The organism is Pseudomonas sp. NFIX28 (genome assembly GCF_900107395.1).
Classification (GTDB): domain Bacteria; phylum Pseudomonadota; class Gammaproteobacteria; order Pseudomonadales; family Pseudomonadaceae; genus Aquipseudomonas.
This window is the reverse complement of the sequence record NZ_FNPW01000004.1, coordinates 175,491-193,981: the sequence shown is the minus strand read 5'-3', so window position 1 is coordinate 193,981 and position 18,491 is coordinate 175,491. Positions and strand designations below refer to the sequence as shown.

At 59.8% G+C, this 18,491-nt stretch carries 16 protein-coding genes; 11 read left to right on the top strand and 5 right to left on the bottom strand.

All coding sequences use genetic code 11. The features are described from left to right. Positions 1-18 precede the first annotated feature (18 nt). From BLV20_RS09635 to BLV20_RS09615, 5 genes are all read right to left on the bottom strand, one after another. Entirely contained in the window at positions 19-945 is a 927-nt protein-coding gene (locus tag BLV20_RS09635; protein ID WP_092300269.1) for a GGDEF domain-containing protein, read from the bottom strand. A gap of 370 nt (positions 946-1,315) precedes the next feature. Then, positions 1,316-2,056, bottom strand: a complete 741-nt coding sequence (locus BLV20_RS09630; RefSeq protein WP_092300266.1) for a YciK family oxidoreductase — start codon at positions 2,054-2,056, stop codon at positions 1,316-1,318. A 38-nt stretch (positions 2,057-2,094) separates the two neighbouring features. Beyond that, positions 2,095-2,766: an N-acetylmuramic acid 6-phosphate phosphatase MupP gene (mupP, locus tag BLV20_RS09625; RefSeq protein ID WP_092300263.1), complete on the bottom strand. Its 672-nt coding sequence runs from the start codon at positions 2,764-2,766 to the stop codon at positions 2,095-2,097. Positions 2,767-2,770: 4 nt separating this feature from the next. Then, complete coding sequence (ubiG, locus tag BLV20_RS09620) at positions 2,771-3,469, bottom strand: bifunctional 2-polyprenyl-6-hydroxyphenol methylase/3-demethylubiquinol 3-O-methyltransferase UbiG (RefSeq protein WP_092300260.1); 699 nt, start codon at positions 3,467-3,469, stop codon at positions 2,771-2,773. A 65-nt stretch (positions 3,470-3,534) separates the two neighbouring features. Further along, positions 3,535-4,866: a TRZ/ATZ family hydrolase gene (locus tag BLV20_RS09615; protein WP_092300257.1), complete on the bottom strand. Its 1,332-nt coding sequence runs from the start codon at positions 4,864-4,866 to the stop codon at positions 3,535-3,537. A gap of 108 nt (positions 4,867-4,974) precedes the next feature. On the opposite strand from BLV20_RS09615, the gene mtnA reads away from it, so the two are divergent. The 11 genes from mtnA (at position 4,975) to BLV20_RS09560 (ending at position 18,394) form a co-directional block, all read left to right on the top strand. Then, a complete protein-coding gene (gene mtnA / locus BLV20_RS09610) occupies positions 4,975-6,051 on the top strand; it encodes an S-methyl-5-thioribose-1-phosphate isomerase (protein ID WP_092300254.1) in 1,077 nt (358 codons plus the stop codon). Between the two features lie 355 nt (positions 6,052-6,406). After that, complete coding sequence (gene gyrA, locus BLV20_RS09605; protein WP_092300251.1) at positions 6,407-9,076, top strand: DNA gyrase subunit A; 2,670 nt, start codon at positions 6,407-6,409, stop codon at positions 9,074-9,076. A gap of 64 nt (positions 9,077-9,140) precedes the next feature. Further along, a complete protein-coding gene (gene serC / locus BLV20_RS09600; protein ID WP_092301046.1) occupies positions 9,141-10,226 on the top strand; it encodes a 3-phosphoserine/phosphohydroxythreonine transaminase in 1,086 nt (361 codons plus the stop codon). Then, a complete protein-coding gene (gene pheA / locus BLV20_RS09595; RefSeq protein WP_092300248.1) occupies positions 10,226-11,320 on the top strand; it encodes a prephenate dehydratase in 1,095 nt (364 codons plus the stop codon). Before serC ends, pheA begins: the two co-directional genes overlap by 1 nt. A gap of 10 nt (positions 11,321-11,330) precedes the next feature. Beyond that, positions 11,331-12,443 carry a histidinol-phosphate transaminase gene (hisC, locus tag BLV20_RS09590; protein ID WP_092300245.1) on the top strand — a complete coding sequence of 371 codons (1,113 nt, stop codon included), beginning with the start codon at positions 11,331-11,333 and terminating at the stop codon, positions 12,441-12,443. Positions 12,444-12,471: 28 nt separating this feature from the next. Further along, the gene (locus BLV20_RS09585) at positions 12,472-14,679 is read left to right on the top strand and encodes a bifunctional prephenate dehydrogenase/3-phosphoshikimate 1-carboxyvinyltransferase (RefSeq protein WP_092300242.1); all 2,208 of its coding nucleotides are present in this window, start codon (positions 12,472-12,474) and stop codon (positions 14,677-14,679) included. After that, positions 14,676-15,365 (top strand): (d)CMP kinase, encoded by a 690-nt coding sequence (gene cmk / locus BLV20_RS09580; protein ID WP_007931317.1) that lies wholly within the window; start codon positions 14,676-14,678, stop codon positions 15,363-15,365. Before BLV20_RS09585 ends, cmk begins: the two co-directional genes overlap by 4 nt. A 121-nt stretch (positions 15,366-15,486) precedes the next feature. Beyond that, entirely contained in the window at positions 15,487-17,181 is a 1,695-nt protein-coding gene (gene rpsA, locus BLV20_RS09575; RefSeq protein WP_007931318.1) for a 30S ribosomal protein S1, read from the top strand. 202 nt (positions 17,182-17,383) lie between these two features. Further along, the gene (locus tag BLV20_RS31695) at positions 17,384-17,665 is read left to right on the top strand and encodes a hypothetical protein (RefSeq protein ID WP_092300239.1); all 282 of its coding nucleotides are present in this window, start codon (positions 17,384-17,386) and stop codon (positions 17,663-17,665) included. Positions 17,666-17,849: 184 nt separating this feature from the next. Then, the gene (gene ihfB, locus BLV20_RS09565) at positions 17,850-18,152 is read left to right on the top strand and encodes an integration host factor subunit beta (protein WP_092300236.1); all 303 of its coding nucleotides are present in this window, start codon (positions 17,850-17,852) and stop codon (positions 18,150-18,152) included. Beyond that, a complete protein-coding gene (locus tag BLV20_RS09560; RefSeq protein WP_092300233.1) occupies positions 18,149-18,394 on the top strand; it encodes a lipopolysaccharide assembly protein LapA domain-containing protein in 246 nt (81 codons plus the stop codon). The genes ihfB and BLV20_RS09560 overlap by 4 nt, the downstream gene beginning before the upstream one ends. Positions 18,395-18,491: the final 97 nt, after the last annotated feature.

The window sequence follows — 18,491 nt, the reverse complement described above, 5'->3', positions numbered from 1 at the left end:
GCAGCCCTGGCCGCTCTCTCAGCCAGCCATTGCCAGGCGGTTGCGGCCTTCACGCTTGGCCACGTATAGCGCGCTGTCCGCGCGGCGCAGCAGGCTCTCGGCCGATTCCCCCGGCAGCAGGGTCGAGCAACCCAGGCTGACCGTCAGTTCGATCAAGGTCCCGTCCGCCCAGTAATCCTTGGCCTGGGCCGCCTGGCGCAGCCGTTCCCCCACCATGGCGGCGGCATCGCGGCCGGTGTTGGACAGCAGGATCAAGAACTCCTCGCCACCAAAACGAAACACCATGTCGACGTTACGCAACTGCGCCTTGATGGTCGCGGCGACGGCCTTGAGCACTTCATCGCCGGCGCTGTGCCCATGGCTGTCGTTGATTCTCTTGAAATGATCGATATCCAGCATCAACAGCGACAGCGGGTGCAGGTGGCGGCGGGCCATGTCAATTTCCCGTTGCAGTGTCTGGTCCATGGCGATCCGGTTGCCGGTGTCGGTCAAGGGGTCGCGCAGGGCGCTACGGGTGGCGGCCCGATAGAGCAGGGCGTTGCGCATCGGGTAAAGCAGGGTGGACAGCAGCGACTCCAGATGGCCCTGCTCCTGATCGCTGAAGCGTTGATTGCGCCGAAATACCAGCTCGCCCATGGTCTCGCCTTCATGGCTCAGGCTGTAGCTGATGGAATGATGGCCGCGCTGGCCGAATTCCAGGCGCAAGTCGCTGGGTTTGTGCTGGTAAACCAGGGCGTCCAGGGGCACAAGGCGTTGGGTTTCGCGAAAGAACAAGCCAAGAATGTGTTGCGGTTCCAGGCTGGTCTGCAATTGCAGGCTCAGCTGCTGGCGCAACTGGGCGAGACTGACCGGACGTTGCAGGAGCGGTGACTGCTGGCCAAAGCCCAGGCGTTGCAATTTGGCGCTGTCGAAGTCAATTGCGTTGGTCTGGGTCGGTGTTTTCATATGGCGTGGGCCCCTGAGCACGTAATGCAGTCTTACTGGCTGGGTGAGAGCGGCTCATGGCTGCACGTCATACTGTTCCATCAGTCCCGTAGGACAAAGAGAGCACAGTCTAATCCGCTTTACGGCCTGTTATAAGCCCTGACTCAATCGTCGCTGAGTTTCGCCAATACGCTGCGTATCTGAGCAAATTAGGAGCGAAAGTCATGCCATTCGCTTCATGTGATAAAAATACGTTTGAATTCAGCGGGTTGGCTTGGGCTGCGGGAAGGTTGGCCCTGCCGGGTGAGGCATTGGTTTGGCGATGATCGGGCGAAGGCCGGTGGGAAAGGAGGTGCCGCGGCGGTATTCCGTCGCGGCCAAGGGAGGAACATTACTGGGCGTTGAAGGCCTGGCCGTTGATGCCGGTACTGTCTGGGCCCATGAGGTAGAGATAGACCGGCATGATTTCTTCGGGGGCCGGGTTATTGCTCGGGTTTTCCCCGGGATAGGCCTGGGCCCGCATGCTGGTACGGGTTGCGCCCGGATTGACGCTATTGGCGCGCACCGGTGCGACGCCGTCGATTTCATCGGCCAGGGTTTGCATCAGGCCTTCGGTGGCGAATTTCGAAACGCCATACGCGCCCCAGTAGGCGCGGCCCTTGCGGCCAACGCTGCTGGAGGTGAACACCACCGACGCGTCCTGGGACAGCTTGAGCAGCGGCAGCAGGGTGCTGGTCAGCATGAACATGGCGTTGACGTTGACTTGCATCACGCGCATGAAGTTCTCGCCCGAGAGTTGTTCCAGTGGCGTGCGCGGACCAATGATCGAGGCGTTGTGCAACAAGCCGTCCAGGTGGCCGAACTCGGCTTCGACCATGGCAGCCAGCTCGTCGTACTGGTGCGGCAGGGCGGTCTCCAGGTTGAACGGAATCACCACCGGCTGAGGATGGCCGGCGGCTTCGATCTCGTCATACACCTGGGTCAGGTTGGCTTCGGTCTTGCCCAGCAGCAGTACGGTGGCGCCGTGGGCGGCGAAGGTCTTGGCGGCAGCGGCGCCGATGCCGCGACCGGCGCCGGTGACCAGAATGACCCGATCCTTGAGCAGTTCGGGGCGGGCGGAATAATCAAACATAAAAACCTCGGGAAATCAGAAGCGAAAGCCTGAACAGATCAGCAGCTGCACAGAGCCTGATCCAGGACCTGGCGCAGTTCCAGCGGATGGTCGACCACCACGTCGGCGCCCCAGTGCTTGGGATTGTCGTCCGGATGAATGTAGCCGTAGGTCACCGCGGCGGTCCGGGTGCCTGCATCGCGTCCCGACTCGATGTCGCGCAGGTCGTCGCCGACGAACAGCACGCTGGCCGGGTCGAGGTCGAGCATCTTGCACGCCAGAATCAAGGGTTCCGGATCGGGTTTGCTGTTCTTCACGTGATCGGGGCAGATCAACAGGGCGGAGCGTTCAGCCAGGCCCAGTTGCTGCATGATCGGCTCGGCAAACCGCACCGGCTTGTTGGTGACCACGCCCCAGATCAGATTGGCTTTCTCGATATCGGCCAGCAGCTCGGCCATGCCGTCGAACAGCTTGCTGTGCACCGCGCAATGCTTGAGGTAGCGCTCCAGGAACTCCAGGCGCAGCTCTTCGAAGCCCGGCGATTCCGGGTCCATCGAGAAGGTGACGGCAACCATGGCCCGGGCGCCGCCGGAGATTTCGTCGCGGATATGCTTGTCCGCGATCGGCGCCAGGCCGCGGTCGGTGCGCATGGCCTGGCAGATGGCGATGAAGTCCGGCGCGGTGTCGAGCAGGGTGCCGTCCATGTCGAAAAGAACTGCTCTGATACGCATGGGCTTATTCCTCTCGCAGGGTCTGGATCATGTAGTTGACGTCGACGTCGGCGGCCAGCTTGTAGTGCTTGGTCAGCGGGTTGTAGGTCAGGCCGATGATGTCCTTGACGGTCAGGCCGGCGTCGCGGCTCCAGGCGCCCAGTTCGGAAGGGCGGATGAATTTCTTGAAGTCATGGGTGCCGCGCGGCAGCAGCTTCATGATGTATTCGGCGCCGATGATGGCGAACAGGTAGGCCTTTGGATTGCGGTTGATGGTCGAGAAGAACACCTGGCCGCCGGGTTTGACCATGCGGAAGCAGGCGCGGATCACCGAGGAAGGATCCGGTACGTGCTCAAGCATTTCCAGGCAGGTGACGACGTCGAACTGCTCGGGCATTTCCTCGGCCAGGGCTTCGGCGGTGATTTGCCGGTATTCGACGTTCACCCCGGATTCCAGTTGGTGCAGCTGTGCCACCGCCAGGGGGGCTTCGCCCATGTCGATGCCCATTACCGTGGCGCCACGCTGGGCCATGGCTTCGCTGAGGATGCCGCCGCCGCAGCCGACGTCGAGGACTTTCTTGCCTGCCAGGTTGACGCGCTCGTCAATCCAGTTGACGCGCAGCGGGTTGATGTCGTGCAGCGGTTTGAATTCGCTCTCGCGGTCCCACCAGCGATGGGCGAGGGCTTCGAATTTGGCGATTTCGGCGTGGTCGACGTTACTCATGGGTAATCCTCTGAATCTGGAAAATTCTTGCTGTCCTGTCTCGAGCCGAGGCTCGAGGGTTCCTGCTATTCGGTATGGCCGCCGATGCGCCGGCCCCAGGTAGTTGCCGTGGCGTGCAGCTGTTGTTCGTCCAGGCGCGTCAGGCGCCGGTCGTCGAGCAATTGCTTGCCGGCGACCCAAAGGTGTTTCACGCAATCGCGGCCGGTGGCATATATAAGCTGCGAAACCGGGTCGTAGATCGGTTGCTGCGCCAGGCCTGAGAGGTCGAAAGCCACCAGGTCCGCGGCCTTGCCGAGCTCCAGCGAGCCGATTTCGCTCTCCAGGCCCAGGGCTCGCGCGCCGTTGAGCGTGGCCATGCGCAGCGCCTGGTGTGCATTCAGGGCGCTGGCCGAGCCTGCCACCGCCTTGGCCAGCAGTGCGGCGGTACGGGTTTCGCCGAGCAGGTCCAGGTCGTTGTTGCTGGCGGCCCCGTCGGTACCCACTGCCACATTGACGCCAGCCTGCCACAGCCGCTCCACCGGGCAGAAGCCGCTGGCCAGTTTCAGGTTCGATTCCGGGCAGTGAATGACATTGCTGTTGGTTTCTACCAGCAAAGCCAGGTCGTCATCGCTGATTTGGGTCATGTGCACGGCCTGGAAGCGCGGCCCGAGCAACCCCAGTCGCGACAGGCGGGCCAAGGGTCGCTCGCCGTGGCGGGTAACGGCCTGTTGCACTTCGAAGGCGGTTTCATGGACGTGCATGTGGATCGAGGCATCGAGCTCTTCGGCGATGATCCGGATCTTCTCGAGGTTTTCGTCGCCGACCGTGTAGGGCGCGTGGGGGCCGAAAGTGATCTTGATGCGCGGATGATGCTTGAGGTCGCCGAACAGCTCGACGCCCTGGCGGATGGCCTCGTCGGCGCTGCTGGCGCCCGGGATCGGAAAGTCGAGGATCGGAATGGCGATCTGCGCCCGAATGCCACTGTTGTGCACACGCTCGCTGGCAACCTTCGGGAAGAAATACATGTCGGAGAAGCAGGTAATCCCGCCTTTGAGCTGTTCGGCGATGGCCAGGTCGGTACCGTCGCGCACGAAAGCCTCATCGACCCATTTGGCTTCGGCTGGCCAGATGTGGTTTTCCAGCCAGGTCATCAGCGGCAGATCGTCGGCCAGGCCGCGGAACAGTGTCATCGCCGCGTGGCCGTGGGCATTGATCAGGCCGGGGCTGAGCAGCATGCCAGGCAGCTCGCGGACCTCGGCGGCCTGCAGCTTCAGGGCGTCGGCACGCGGGCCGATGAACACGATGCGGCCGTCGCGGATACCCAGGCCGTGTTCCTTGAGCACTACGCCGGCCGGTTCCACAGGCACCAGCCAGGTCGGCAACAGGAGCAGGTCGAGGGCAACGACAGGGTTCGGCATCGAAGATCGGTTCCAGGGCGTGTGTGGAGGATGGCGAAGTATACCCGAGCGTCTTCGCCGGGGGATCGCTATAATCGGCGGCTTTTGTTCATGAGTGCGGGGTGAGGGATGCGCGATCGACTGTTGGCTGCGGAGAAGGTAAAGGCCATCGATTGGCGGGATGACGCCCTGTATCTGCTCGATCAGCGTATTTTGCCCTTCGAAGAAAGCTGGATTGCCTACACTAGCGCGGCCGGCGTCGCGCAGGCCATTCGCCAGATGGTGGTGCGTGGCGCGCCGGCGATCGGCATCAGCGCCGCGTATGGTGTGGTCCTGGCGGCGCGCGCGCGTTTTGCCGCCGGTGGCGACTGGCAGGCGGCGATGGAAGAAGATTTCGCACTACTCGCCGACTCGCGCCCGACTGCGGTCAACCTGTTCTGGGCGCTGAACCGCATGCGTGAGCGCCTGGAGCGTCTCAAGGATCACGCCGACCCGCTGGCGGTGCTGGAGGCGGAAGCCCTGGCCATTCATGAAAGCGACCGCGAAGCCAACCTGACCATGGCGCAGCTGGGTGTCGACCTGATTCGCAGACACCAGGGCAATGCCCAGGCCATCCTCACCCATTGCAACACCGGCGCCCTGGCGACTGGCGGTTTTGGCACGGCGCTGGGGGTGATTCGCGGGGCCTTTATCGAAGGGATGGTCGAGCGGGTGTACGCCAATGAAACCCGTCCCTGGCTGCAAGGCTCGCGCCTGACCGCCTGGGAGCTGGCCAATGAAGGCATTCCGGTGACCTTGAATGCCGACTCCGCCGCCGCGCACATCATGAAAACCAAGGGCGTGACCTGGGTAATAGTCGGTGCCGACCGCATTACCGCCAATGGCGACGTGGCGAACAAGATTGGCACTTACCAACTGGCGGTCAATGCCATGCACCACGGCGTGCGTTTCATGGTGGTCGCGCCCAGCTCGACCATCGACATGGCCCTGGCCAGTGGCGAAGACATTCCGATCGAGGAGCGCGACGGCAAGGAGTTGCTGGAGGTCGGCGGCAAGCGGGTAGGGGCGGAGGTCGAGGCCTATAACCCGGTATTTGATGTCACCCCTGCGGACCTGATCGACGCAATCATCACCGAGAAGGGCATAGTCGAGCGTCCCGACACCGCGAAAATGGCCCAATTGATGTGCCGCAAGCGCTTGCACTGAGATCGTTTTGCAAAAGGTTTCGCTGCGGGCTGCCGTGGGGTGGTCGTCAGTCCGGGAAAAAATCCGCATTTACGCGCGAAATCAGCCTCTGAGCTTCTCTCGTCTCTTATCAGCCTGTCATCGGTCAACTAACTATGCTCCATGCGCATCAGGGGGATAGGTGCGTGGCGGCGATTGTGATAACATCCGGCGGTTTCCAAGGTGGTCCGAAGTGACTGCCTTCACTGCGCAAATCCATGGCATAACTTGTTGATTTGTCGTAAGTCGGTGCATGGCACTAGGCCTGCAGCGGCGAGCTTCGTTCGTCCCATATGGATGTGACGAAGTTTCACCAGAAAAAGGAATCAGGCTTCTCATGGGCGAACTGGCCAAAGAAATCCTCCCGGTCAATATCGAAGACGAGCTGAAACAGTCCTATCTCGACTACGCGATGAGCGTAATCGTCGGGCGGGCACTGCCTGATGCGCGCGATGGCTTGAAGCCCGTGCACCGGCGTGTGCTGTACGCGATGAGCGAGCTCGGTAACGACTGGAACAAGCCGTACAAGAAATCTGCCCGTGTTGTCGGTGACGTGATCGGTAAGTATCACCCGCACGGTGATACCGCTGTATACGACACCATCGTTCGTATGGCCCAGCCATTCTCCCTGCGCTACCTGCTGGTAGACGGCCAGGGTAACTTCGGTTCGGTCGACGGCGACAACGCGGCGGCCATGCGATACACCGAAGTGCGCATGACCAAGCTGGCGCACGAACTGCTGGCCGACCTGCACAAGGAAACCGTGGACTGGGTGCCGAACTACGACGGCACCGAGCTGATCCCCGCGGTCATGCCGACCAAGATCCCCAACCTGCTGGTCAACGGTTCCAGCGGTATCGCCGTGGGCATGGCGACCAACATCCCGCCGCACAACCTCGGCGAAGTCATCGACGGTTGCCTGGCGCTGATCGACAATCCGGAACTGACCGTCGATGAGCTGATGCAGCACATCCCAGGGCCGGACTTCCCGACCGCGGCGATCATCAACGGTCGCGAAGGCATCATCGAAGCCTACCGTACCGGCCGCGGCCGCATTTACATGCGTGCCCGCTCGATCATCGAGGACATCGACAAGGTCGGTGGCCGTCAGCAGATCGTCATCACCGAGTTGCCTTACCAGCTGAACAAGGCGCGCCTGATCGAGAAGATCGCCGAGCTGGTCAAGGAGAAGAAGCTCGAAGGCATCACCGAGCTGCGCGACGAGTCCGACAAGGACGGTATGCGCGTAGTGATCGAGCTGCGTCGTGGCGAGGTGCCGGAGGTGATTCTCAACAACCTCTACGCCCAGACCCAGCTGCAGAGCGTGTTCGGTATCAACATCGTTGCGCTGATCGATGGTCGTCCGCGGATCCTCAACCTGAAGGACCTGCTGGAAGCCTTCGTGCGTCACCGTCGCGAAGTGGTGACCCGGCGTACCGTGTTCGAACTGCGCAAGGCCCGTGAACGTGGCCACATTCTCGAAGGCCAGGCCGTTGCCCTGTCGAACATCGACCCGGTCATCGCCCTGATCAAGGCCTCGCCGACCCCGTCGGAAGCCAAGGAAGCGCTGATCAGCACGCCTTGGGAATCCAGCGCGGTGATGACCATGGTCGAGCGTGCCGGCGCGGATTCCTGCCGTCCGGAGAACCTCGATCCGCAATATGGCCTGCGCGATGGCAAGTACTTCCTGTCGCCAGAGCAGGCGCAAGCCATCCTGGAACTGCGTCTGCACCGCCTGACCGGCCTCGAGCATGAAAAGCTGCTGGCCGAGTACCAGGAGATCCTCAACCAGATCGGCGAGCTGATCCGCATCCTCAACAGCGCCACGCGCCTGATGGAAGTGATCCGTGAAGAGCTGGAAGTCATTCGCGCCGAGTACGGCGATGTGCGTCGCACCGAAATTCTCGATGCCCGCCTCGACCTGACCCTGGGCGACATGATTCCGGAAGAAGAGCGCGTCGTGACCATTTCCCACGGCGGCTATGCCAAGACCCAGCCACTGGCTGCGTACCAGGCCCAGCGTCGCGGCGGCAAAGGCAAGTCGGCAACCGGCGTCAAGGATGAGGACTACATCGCTCACCTGCTGGTGGCTAACAGCCACACCACGCTGTTGCTGTTCTCCAGCAAGGGTAAGGTCTACTGGCTGAAAACCTACGAAATCCCCGAGGCGTCCCGTGCCGCGCGCGGTCGTCCGCTGGTCAACCTGCTGCCTCTGGACGACGGTGAGTACATCACCACCATGCTGCCGGTCGAGGAATACACCGAAGGTCACTACATCTTCATGGCGACCGCCAACGGCACCGTGAAGAAGACTCCGCTGGAATCCTTCAGCCGTCAGCGCAGCGTCGGTCTGATTGCGCTGGAACTGGACGAGGGTGATGTGCTGATTTCGGCCGCGATCACCGATGGCGAGCGCGAAGTCATGCTGTTCTCCGATGGCGGCAAGGTAACTCGCTTCAAGGAGTCCGACGTTCGTGCCATGGGCCGTACCGCCCGTGGTGTGCGCGGCATGCGTCTGCCGGAAGGGCAGAAGTTGATCTCCATGCTGATCCCCGAAGAAGGCAGCCAGATCCTCACCGCTTCGGCGCGTGGCTACGGCAAGCGTACGGCGATCGGCGAGTTCCCTGAGTACAAGCGTGGCGGCCAGGGCGTTATCGCCATGGTCAGCAACGAGCGTAACGGCCGTCTGGTCGGGGCGGTCCAGGTGCTCGACGGCGAGGAAATCATGCTGATTTCCGACCAGGGCACCCTGGTGCGCACTCGTGTTGACGAAGTTTCCAGCCTGGGCCGTAACACCCAGGGCGTGACCTTGATCAAGCTGGCCAGCGACGAAACGCTGGTGGGCCTGGAGCGGGTCCAGGAGCCGTCGGAAGTCGAAGGCGATGAATTGGAAGGCGAGGATGGCGAGGTGCTCGAGGGCGCCGTGCTGGATGCGGTGACCGACTCGGATGATGCCGTCGAAGGCCAGCAGGCTGACGCCGCAGGCGAAGAAGAGTCGCAAGACTAAATAAATCGTAGCAGGGCAGAGTGTTTGCTCTGTCCGCTACCGTGAATGCATAGCGAGAGTGGATGTGAGCAAACGAGCCTATAACTTCTGCGCAGGTCCCGCTGCGCTACCTGAAGCTGTACTGTTGCGTGCCCAGGCCGAATTGCTGGATTGGCATGGCAAGGGCCTGTCGGTCATGGAGATGAGCCATCGCAGCGATGAGTTCGTCTCCATCGCCACCAAGGCCGAGCAGGATCTGCGTGATCTACTGAATATCCCCTCGAACTATAAAGTGCTGTTTCTGCAAGGCGGCGCCAGCCAGCAATTTGCTCAGATTCCACTGAACCTGCTGCCTGAAAATGGCACTGCCGACTATATCGATACCGGTATCTGGTCGCAGAAGGCCATTGAAGAAGCCTCGCGCTACGGCCACGTCAATGTGGCTGCCACCGCCAAGCCTTACGACTACTTCGCCATTCCTGGCCAAAACGAATGGCAACTGTCGAAAGACGCGGCCTACGTGCACTACGCGCCGAATGAAACCATCGGCGGCCTGGAATTCCAATGGGTCCCGGAAACCGGCGATGTTCCGCTGGTGGCCGACATGTCTTCCGACATCCTCTCGCGTCCTGTGGATATCTCGCGTTTCGGCATGATCTATGCCGGCGCACAAAAGAACATCGGCCCGAGCGGCATCGTGGTCAATATCGTTCGCGAAGACCTGCTGGGTCGTGCGCGTTCGTTGTGCCCGACCATGCTCGACTACAAGGTCGCGGCAGACAACGGCTCGATGTACAACACTCCGCCGACCCTGGCCTGGTACCTGTCCGGCCTGGTGTTCGAGTGGCTCAAGGAGCAGGGCGGGGTGGAAGCCATCGCCAAGCTCAATGACGTCAAGCAGCGCACCCTGTATGACTTCATTGATGCCAGCGGCCTGTACAGCAACCCGATCAACAAGTCGGACCGCTCGTGGATGAACGTGCCGTTCCGCCTGGCGGACGACCGTCTGGACAAGCCGTTCCTGGCCGGTGCCGACGCACGTGGCCTGTTGAACCTCAAGGGACATCGTTCGGTGGGCGGCATGCGCGCCTCCATCTACAACGCCGTCGACATCAATGCTGTCAACGCGTTGGTGGCATACATGGCAGAGTTCGAGAAGGAACATGGCTAATGTCTGAGCAAGAACTCAAGGCACTGCGCCTGCGCATTGACGCTCTGGACGAAAAGGTCCTGGAGCTGATCAGTGAGCGTGCGCGCTGCGCCCAGGAAGTCGCGCGAGTAAAGATGGCCTCGCTGGCCGAAGGCGAAGTGCCGGTGTTCTATCGTCCTGAGCGTGAAGCTCAGGTGCTCAAGCGGGTGATGGAGCGCAATCAGGGGCCGTTGGGCAACGAAGAGATGGCGCGGTTGTTCCGTGAAATCATGTCGTCCTGCCTCGCGCTCGAGCAGCCGCTGAAAGTGGCTTACCTCGGTCCGGAAGGCACCTTCACCCAGGCCGCGGCCATGAAGCACTTCGGTCACGCGGTGATCAGCAAACCGATGGCGGCAATCGACGAAGTATTCCGTGAAGTGGCGGCCGGAGCGGTGAACTTTGGCGTGGTGCCTGTGGAAAACTCCACCGAGGGTGCGGTCAACCACACTCTCGACAGTTTCCTCGAGCACGACATGGTGATCTGCGGCGAAGTCGAGCTGCGTATCCACCATCATCTGCTGGTCGGTGAAAACACCAAGACCGATAGCATCAGCCGCATTTACTCCCACGCCCAGTCCCTGGCGCAGTGTCGCAAATGGCTGGACGCGCATTATCCGAATGTCGAGCGGGTTGCGGTTTCCAGCAATGCCGAAGCGGCCAAGCGGGTCAAGGGTGAGTGGAACTCGGCGGCCATCGCCGGCGATATGGCGGCCAGCCTGTATGGCTTGACCCGTCTTGCCGAGAAAATCGAGGATCGTCCGGACAACTCCACGCGCTTCCTGATGATTGGTAACCAGGAAGTGCCGCCGACCGGTGACGACAAGACTTCGATCATCGTTTCCATGAGTAACAAGCCTGGCGCTCTGCATGAGCTGCTGGTGCCTTTCCATGAAAACGGTATCGATCTGACGCGTATCGAGACTCGGCCATCGCGCAGCGGAAAATGGACTTATGTGTTCTTCATCGACTTCGTCGGCCATCACCGCGATCCATTGATCAAGGGTGTGCTGGAGAAGATCAGTCAGGAAGCAGTGGCACTCAAGGTGCTGGGTTCCTACCCGAAAGCGGTTCTCTGAGGCTTTAACAATGAGTGGCGACTTCCTCGCTCTGGCACAGCCGGGCGTGCAACAACTTTCGCCTTACGTTCCGGGCAAGCCCGTGGACGAACTGGCGCGCGAGCTGGATATCGATCCGGCGAAAATCGTCAAGCTGGCGAGTAACGAAAACCCGCTGGGCGCCAGCCCCAAGGCGTTGGCGGCGATTCGCGAAGAACTGGCCGAGCTGACCCGCTATCCGGATGGCAATGGTTTTGCACTCAAGACTTTGCTGGCCGAGCGTTGTGGCGTCGATCTGGCGCAGGTCACCCTGGGCAATGGTTCCAATGACATTCTGGAGCTGGTTGCCCGTGCCTACCTGGCGCCCGGGCTGAATGCGGTGTTCAGCGAGCACGCCTTTGCCGTGTATCCGATCGTTACCCAGGCCGTAGGTGCCGAAGCCCGTGTAGTTCCTGCCAAGGATTGGGGGCATGACCTGCCGGCCATGCTGCAGGCCATCGATGCCGATACCCGGGTGATCTTTATCGCCAACCCGAACAATCCGACCGGTACCTGGTTCAGTGCCGAGGCGCTGGACGAGTTCCTCCAGGATGTGCCGGCGCATGTACTGGTGGTGCTGGACGAGGCCTACATCGAATACGCCGAGGGCAGCGACTTGCCTGATGGCCTGGATTTCCTGGCGGCCTATCCGAACCTGCTGGTTTCCCGAACCTTTTCCAAGGCCTATGGCCTGGCGGCGCTGCGCGTCGGTTATGGCTTGTCGACGCCGACGGTCGCCGATGTGCTCAACCGTGTTCGTCAGCCATTCAACGTTAACAGCCTGGCCTTGGCGGCGGCATGCGCGGCGCTGCAGGATATCGATTACCTGGCCGAAAGCCGTCGCCTGAACGAGGCGGGCATGCAGCAGCTGGAAGCCGGCTTCCGAGAGCTGGGCCTGGCCTGGATTCCTTCCAGGGGCAACTTTATTGCCGTGGATCTGGGGCAGGTTGCCGCGCCGGTGTTCCAGGGCTTGTTGCGCGAAGGGGTGATCGTGCGTCCGGTGGCTAACTACGGCATGCCGAATCATCTGCGCGTCACCATTGGCCTGCCAGCGGAAAACACCCGTTTCCTCGAGGCTTTGGCCAAGGTCCTGGCTCGTGGTTGATGTCATTCCAGTGCAACCTGCGGTGCCTATGATCGGTCGCCTGGTGGTGGTCGGCCTGGGGCTGATCGGTGGTTCCTTTGCCAAGGGGCTGCGTGAAAGCGGCGTATGCCGCGAGGTCGTCGGTGTGGATCTCGATCCGCAATCGCGCAAGCTGGCCGTCGAACTGGGCGTAGTGGATCGCTGCGAAGAAGACCTGGTGCTGGCATGCCAGGGCGCTGACGTGATTCAGCTGGCGGTACCGATTCTGGCCATGGAAAAGCTGCTGGCAATTCTGGCTGGCATGGATCTGGGGCAGGCGATTCTGACCGATGTCGGTAGCGCCAAGGGCAATGTGGTGCGAGCGGCGACCGAGGCTTTTGGCGGCATGCCGCCGCGCTTCGTCCCAGGGCATCCGATCGCCGGTTCCGAGCAAAGCGGGGTGGAAGCCTCCAATGGCCAGTTGTTCCGCCGCCACAAGGTGATCCTGACGCCGCTGGAACAGACTGACCCGGCAGCGCTGGCGGTGGTTGATAAACTCTGGCGAGAGCTGGGGGCCGATGTCGAGCACATGCAGGTCGAGCGTCATGACGAAGTGCTGGCGGCAACCAGCCATCTGCCGCACTTGCTGGCGTTCGGTCTGGTCGATTCGTTGGCCAAGCGCAGTGAAAATCTGGACATCTTCCGTTACGCTGCGGGCGGTTTCCGCGATTTCACGAGAATCGCCGGTAGCGACCCGGTCATGTGGCACGACATCTTCCTCGCCAATCGCGAAGCTGTCCTGCGCACACTCGATACATTTCGCAACGACCTCGACGCTCTGCGCGACGCGGTCGATGCAGGGGACGGGCACCAGTTGTTGGGCGTATTCACTCGCGCCCGGGTTGCTCGCGAGCATTTCAGTAAAATCCTGGCCCGCCGGGCCTATGTGGACGCTATGAACTCCAATAACCTGATTTTCCTGGCAAATCCTGGTGGCCGCCTGACTGGGCGGATTCGTGTACCAGGCGATAAGTCGATTTCTCACCGTTCGATCATGCTCGGCTCCCTGGCTGAAGGTACTACCGAAGTCGAAGGCTTCCTCGAGGGCGAGGACGCCCTGGCGACGCTGCAGGCTTTCCGTGACATGGGCGTGGTGATCGAGGGGCCGCACCATGGTCGCGTGACCATCCACGGTGTTGGCCTGCATGGCCTGAAGCCGGCTCCAGGGCCGATCTATCTGGGCAACTCCGGCACTTCGATGCGTCTGCTGTCCGGCCTGTTGGCCGCGCAAAGCTTCGATAGCGTGCTGACGGGCGATGCTTCGCTGTCCAAGCGCCCGATGAATCGCGTGGCCAACCCGCTGCGCGAGATGGGAGCAGTCATCGAGACCGCCGCGGAAGGGCGTCCGCCGATGACCATCCGCGGTGGCAGCAAGCTCAAGGGCCTGACCTACACCATGCCAATGGCCAGTGCCCAGGTTAAGTCCTGCCTGCTGTTGGCTGGCCTGTACGCCGAAGGCAAGACCACCGTGACTGAGCCTGCGCCAACCCGTGATCACACCGAGCGCATGCTGCGTGGCTTCGGTTATCCGGTAGCGGTCGAAGGTGCCACGGCCTCGGTCGAGTCTGGTGGCAAGCTGAAGGCAACCCATATCGAGGTGCCTGCGGATATTTCCTCGGCAGCCTTCTTCCTGGTAGCTGCATCGATCGCCGAAGGTTCCGAGTTGGTGCTCGAGCACGTTGGCATCAACCCGACCCGTACCGGGGTAATCGACATCCTGCGTTTGATGGGGGCTGATATCAGCCTGGAGAACCAGCGTGAGGTCGGTGGCGAGCCGGTGGCGGATCTGCGTGTTCGCGCGGCGAAGCTCAAAGGTATCGAGATTCCGGAAGAGCTGGTGCCGCTGGCGATCGACGAATTCCCGGTGTTGTTCGTTGCCGCGGCCTGCGCCGAAGGGCGCACCGTGCTGCGTGGCGCCGAAGAACTTCGGGTCAAGGAGTCCGACCGCATCCAGGTGATGGCCGACGGCTTGCTGGCCTTGGGTGTCAAGTGCGAGCCGACTCCGGATGGTATTATTATCGATGGCAGCCAGATCGGCGGCGGCGAAGTGCATGGGCACGGCGACCACCGTATCGCCATGGCTTTCAGCGTGGCGTCGTTGCGCGCCAATGCGCCCATCCGCATCCATGATTGCGCCAACGTGGCCACGTCTTTCCCGAACTTCCTCGCGTTGTGCGCGCAGGTCGGTATTCGTGTTGCGCAAGAGGCTCAGTCGTGAACATCAAGGCGCCAGTCATCACCATCGACGGGCCAAGTGGCTCGGGCAAAGGCACTATCGCCGGGATTCTGGCCAAGCGCCTGGGGTGGTGTCTGCTGGATTCCGGCGCCTTGTATCGACTGTTGGCATTTGCTGCGCGCAATCATGGGGTCGACCTGACCAACGAGGAGTCGCTGAAGCTATTGGCGGCTCATCTGGATGTGCAGTTCGTCGGAGCGACCGAAGGTCATCCACAACGCATCATTCTGGAGGGCGATGACGTCACCGACGACTTGCGCAACGAGCAGGTCGGTGCCTGGGCCTCCCAGGTCGCGGCGCTGCCAGCGGTGCGCGATGCGCTGTTGCAGCGTCAACGAGCTTTTCAGGAGCCGCCAGGGCTGGTGGCCGATGGGCGCGATATGGGAACAGTGGTATTTCCCGATGCGCCGCTGAAGATATTCCTCACCGCAAGTGCCGAGGAGCGTGCGCGTCGCCGCTACTTGCAGTTGAAGGGAAAAGTCGATGGTGTTAGTCTGTCGAGTCTGCTAGATGAGATTCGTGCGCGCGATGAGCGTGACACCCAGCGAGCAGTCGCCCCGCTCAAACCGGCGGTTGACGCTATACAGCTGGATTCCACGGAGTTGTCCATCGAGCAGGTGTTGGAACGCATCTTGAGCGAAATCGCCATTCGCGATATCGCCGGGTGACCAAGGAGGAGCGCAGGGGACCAGTCATAGTCCTGCGGTCCTTCTTTTATATGAACGTAACCCACATTGTCTGGGATGTGGCAGATGGGCGTATTCTTCGCCCTTATCAACAGGAATTAAAATGAGCGAAAGCTTTGCGGAACTCTTTGAAGAAAGCCTAAAAACCCTGAACCTTCAGGCAGGCTCCATCATCACCGGTGTTATCGTCGACATCGACTACCAAGCGCGTTGGGTAACCGTTCACGCTGGTCTGAAGTCTGAAGCGCTGATCCCGCTTGAGCAGTTCTACAACGATGCTGGCGAACTGTCCATCAATGTTGGTGATGAAGTTCACGTTGCTCTGGATTCGGTTGAAGACGGCTTTGGTGAAACCAAGCTGTCCCGTGAAAAAGCCAAGCGCGCTGAATGCTGGATCGTTCTGGAAGCAGCCTTCGCAGCCGAAGAAGTGGTCAAGGGCGTTATCAACGGTAAGGTTAAAGGCGGCTTCACTGTCGACGTTAACGGCATCCGTGCGTTCCTGCCAGGTTCTCTGGTTGACGTCCGTCCAGTGCGCGACACCACGCACCTGGAAGGCAAAGAGCTCGAGTTTAAAGTCATCAAACTCGACCAGAAGCGCAACAACGTTGTCGTTTCCCGCCGTAGCGTCCTCGAAGCCGAGAACTCCGCTGAGCGTGAAGCTCTGCTGGAATCCCTGCAGGAAGGTCAGCAAGTCAAAGGTATCGTCAAAAACCTCACCGATTACGGCGCATTCGTCGATCTGGGTGGCGTCGATGGCCTGCTGCACATCACCGACATGGCTTGGAAGCGTATCAAGCATCCTTCCGAAATCGTCAACGTTGGCGACGAGATCGATGTCAAGGTTCTGAAGTACGATCGCGAGCGCAATCGTGTTTCCCTGGGCCTGAAGCAACTGGGCGAAGATCCGTGGGTTGCTATCAAAGCTCGTTACCCAGAAAGCACTCGCGTTACCGCTCGTGTAACCAATCTGACCGACTACGGCTGCTTCGCTGAGCTGGAAGAAGGCGTTGAAGGTCTGGTGCACGTTTCGGAAATGGACTGGACCAACAAGAACATCCATCCTTCGAAAGTCGTACAAGTCGGCGACGAAGTGGAAGTTATGGTTCTGGACATCGACGAAGAGCGTCGTCGTATCTCCCTGGGCATCAAGCAGTGCAAATCTAACCCATGGGAAGATTTCTCTGGCCAGTTCAACAAGGGCGATAAAATCTCCGGCACCATCAAGTCGATCACCGATTTCGGTATCTTCATTGGTCTGGACGGTGGCATCGACGGTTTGGTTCACCTGTCCGACATCTCCTGGAACGAAGTGGGCGAAGAAGCCGTGCGCCGCTTCAAGAAGGGCGACGAGCTGGACACCGTTATCCTGTCGGTTGACCCGGAGCGCGAGCGCATCTCCCTGGGTATCAAGCAACTGGAAAGCGATCCGTTCTCCGAGTACGTTCAAGAGAACGACAAGGGTGCAATCGTTAAGGGTGTTGTAAAAGAAGTTGACGCCAAAGGCGCCATCATCACCCTGGCCAACGATATCGAAGCGACTCTGAAAGCCTCCGAAATCAGCCGTGACCGCATCGAAGATGCTCGTAACGTTCTGAAAGAAGGCGAAGAAGTAGAAGCCAAGATCATCAGCGTTGACCGTAAGAGCCGTGTAATCCAGCTCTCGATCAAGTCGAAAGACGTTGAAGACGAGAAAGAAGCTATCCAGAGCCTGCGCGACAAGCCAGCTGCTTCGGATATCGCTGCTGGTCCTACCACTCTGGGCGACCTGCTGCGTGCACAGATGGAAAAGCAGAACTAAGTTCTGTCAGACCATAGAAAAAGGGCGACTTCGGTCGCCCTTTTTTGTGCTTGCGATTTAGGTTTTGGCTTGTACCTATCAAGCGGGGGAAACCAATAGAGTCATTCGGGTGTCTATTTTCCTAGGCGGATCAATAACCTAATCAGGGCTAGGCTTGTTTAAGCTGAATGATGATGGGCGATGGCCCGATATAAGGAAGTAGATGAAAAATCTCATTGTGGTTTTTGCAGTTCTAATCCTGGTCGGCTGTGCGGCCAATGCTAAGGTCCATGCAGTCCGTGGAGTTAGCGGTATTGAGATTGATTGCTCCGGTCTTGGCGCTGGATGGGGCAGGTGCTACAAGCGTGCTGAACGCGAATGCAAGGGGAATGGCTACAAGGTCATCACCAGGTCCAGTGATGCCAAGGACGAAGAGGGTGACTATCCCTTTGGCTGGAATCCTGCGGGGTACCTTACACGGACCATGCTTGTCATATGCCACTAGTAGAATGGCGTGGTGGAAGATCAAATTGCTGCAGGGTTTTTCGTTTTAGGTGTTGTCGAATGCCTTCGTTTATGGCGTTTTCGCAAGGTGGGAGATAAGTCAATGCTTGGGCTGTTCAAAATCCCCCGGCCGTGCTAAAACCTTTGAAGCGCTTACCTAGCTGCTTGAAAAAGAAGGGAAAAATATGACGAAGTCGGAGTTGATCGAACGAATTGTCACCCATCAAGGGCTGCTCTCATCCAAGGATGTGGAGCTGGCCATCAAGACTATGCTTGAGCAAATGTCCCAGTGCCTGGCAACCGGAGATCGCATTGAGATTCGAGGGTTTGGTAGCTTTTCCCTGCACTATCGTGCGCCGCGGGTAGGTCGCAATCCGAAGACCGGTCAATCTGTCAGTCTCGATGGTAAATTTGTACCTCACTTCAAGCCTGGCAAAGAGCTAAGAGATCGGGTTAATGAGGATGAGGGGGATGGAGAAAGGGTATGAAACTCTTAATCAAGAGGAGGGGGGGCTTTAAGCGTGTGGTCTTAGTTGTAGTGGCGCTATTGGTTGCATTGACGTATTTACTTTTTATTCTTGAAAACCAGCAAGAAGTTACTCTGTCATTCGCTGTATGGTCGACACCTCCGTTGCCCGCTTCTGTGTTCGTTACCGTCTCCTTGCTTGTCGGAATGATTGTTGGACCGCTATGCGGTGTTCTGCTCGGGCGAAAGTCTGTCGCTGGATGAGTTGTGTTAAGTGTTAATGTAAGTTTCGTGTGTCGGATTCTTATTTTATATGGATCTTAAGTGGTGAATTACATTTGTATGATATTAAGTTGAAATT

What these genes read in the sequence shown, in the direction of transcription:
- BLV20_RS09635 (WP_092300269.1), bottom strand. Translation starts at nt 945, where the DNA reads ATGAAAACACCGACCCAGACCAACGCAATTGACTTCGACAGCGCCAAA.
- BLV20_RS09630 (WP_092300266.1), bottom strand. Translation starts at nt 2,056, where the DNA reads ATGTTTGATTATTCCGCCCGCCCCGAACTGCTCAAGGATCGGGTCATT.
- mupP (WP_092300263.1), bottom strand. Translation starts at nt 2,766, where the DNA reads ATGCGTATCAGAGCAGTTCTTTTCGACATGGACGGCACCCTGCTCGAC.
- ubiG (WP_092300260.1), bottom strand. Translation starts at nt 3,469, where the DNA reads ATGAGTAACGTCGACCACGCCGAAATCGCCAAATTCGAAGCCCTCGCC.
- BLV20_RS09615 (WP_092300257.1), bottom strand. Translation starts at nt 4,866, where the DNA reads ATGCCGAACCCTGTCGTTGCCCTCGACCTGCTCCTGTTGCCGACCTGG.
- mtnA (WP_092300254.1), top strand. Translation starts at nt 4,975, where the DNA reads ATGCGCGATCGACTGTTGGCTGCGGAGAAGGTAAAGGCCATCGATTGG.
- gyrA (WP_092300251.1), top strand. Translation starts at nt 6,407, where the DNA reads ATGGGCGAACTGGCCAAAGAAATCCTCCCGGTCAATATCGAAGACGAG.
- pheA (WP_092300248.1), top strand. Translation starts at nt 10,226, where the DNA reads ATGTCTGAGCAAGAACTCAAGGCACTGCGCCTGCGCATTGACGCTCTG.
- hisC (WP_092300245.1), top strand. Translation starts at nt 11,331, where the DNA reads ATGAGTGGCGACTTCCTCGCTCTGGCACAGCCGGGCGTGCAACAACTT.
- BLV20_RS09585 (WP_092300242.1), top strand. Translation starts at nt 12,472, where the DNA reads ATGATCGGTCGCCTGGTGGTGGTCGGCCTGGGGCTGATCGGTGGTTCC.
- rpsA (WP_007931318.1), top strand. Translation starts at nt 15,487, where the DNA reads ATGAGCGAAAGCTTTGCGGAACTCTTTGAAGAAAGCCTAAAAACCCTG.
- BLV20_RS31695 (WP_092300239.1), top strand. Translation starts at nt 17,384, where the DNA reads ATGAAAAATCTCATTGTGGTTTTTGCAGTTCTAATCCTGGTCGGCTGT.
- ihfB (WP_092300236.1), top strand. Translation starts at nt 17,850, where the DNA reads ATGACGAAGTCGGAGTTGATCGAACGAATTGTCACCCATCAAGGGCTG.
- BLV20_RS09560 (WP_092300233.1), top strand. Translation starts at nt 18,149, where the DNA reads ATGAAACTCTTAATCAAGAGGAGGGGGGGCTTTAAGCGTGTGGTCTTA.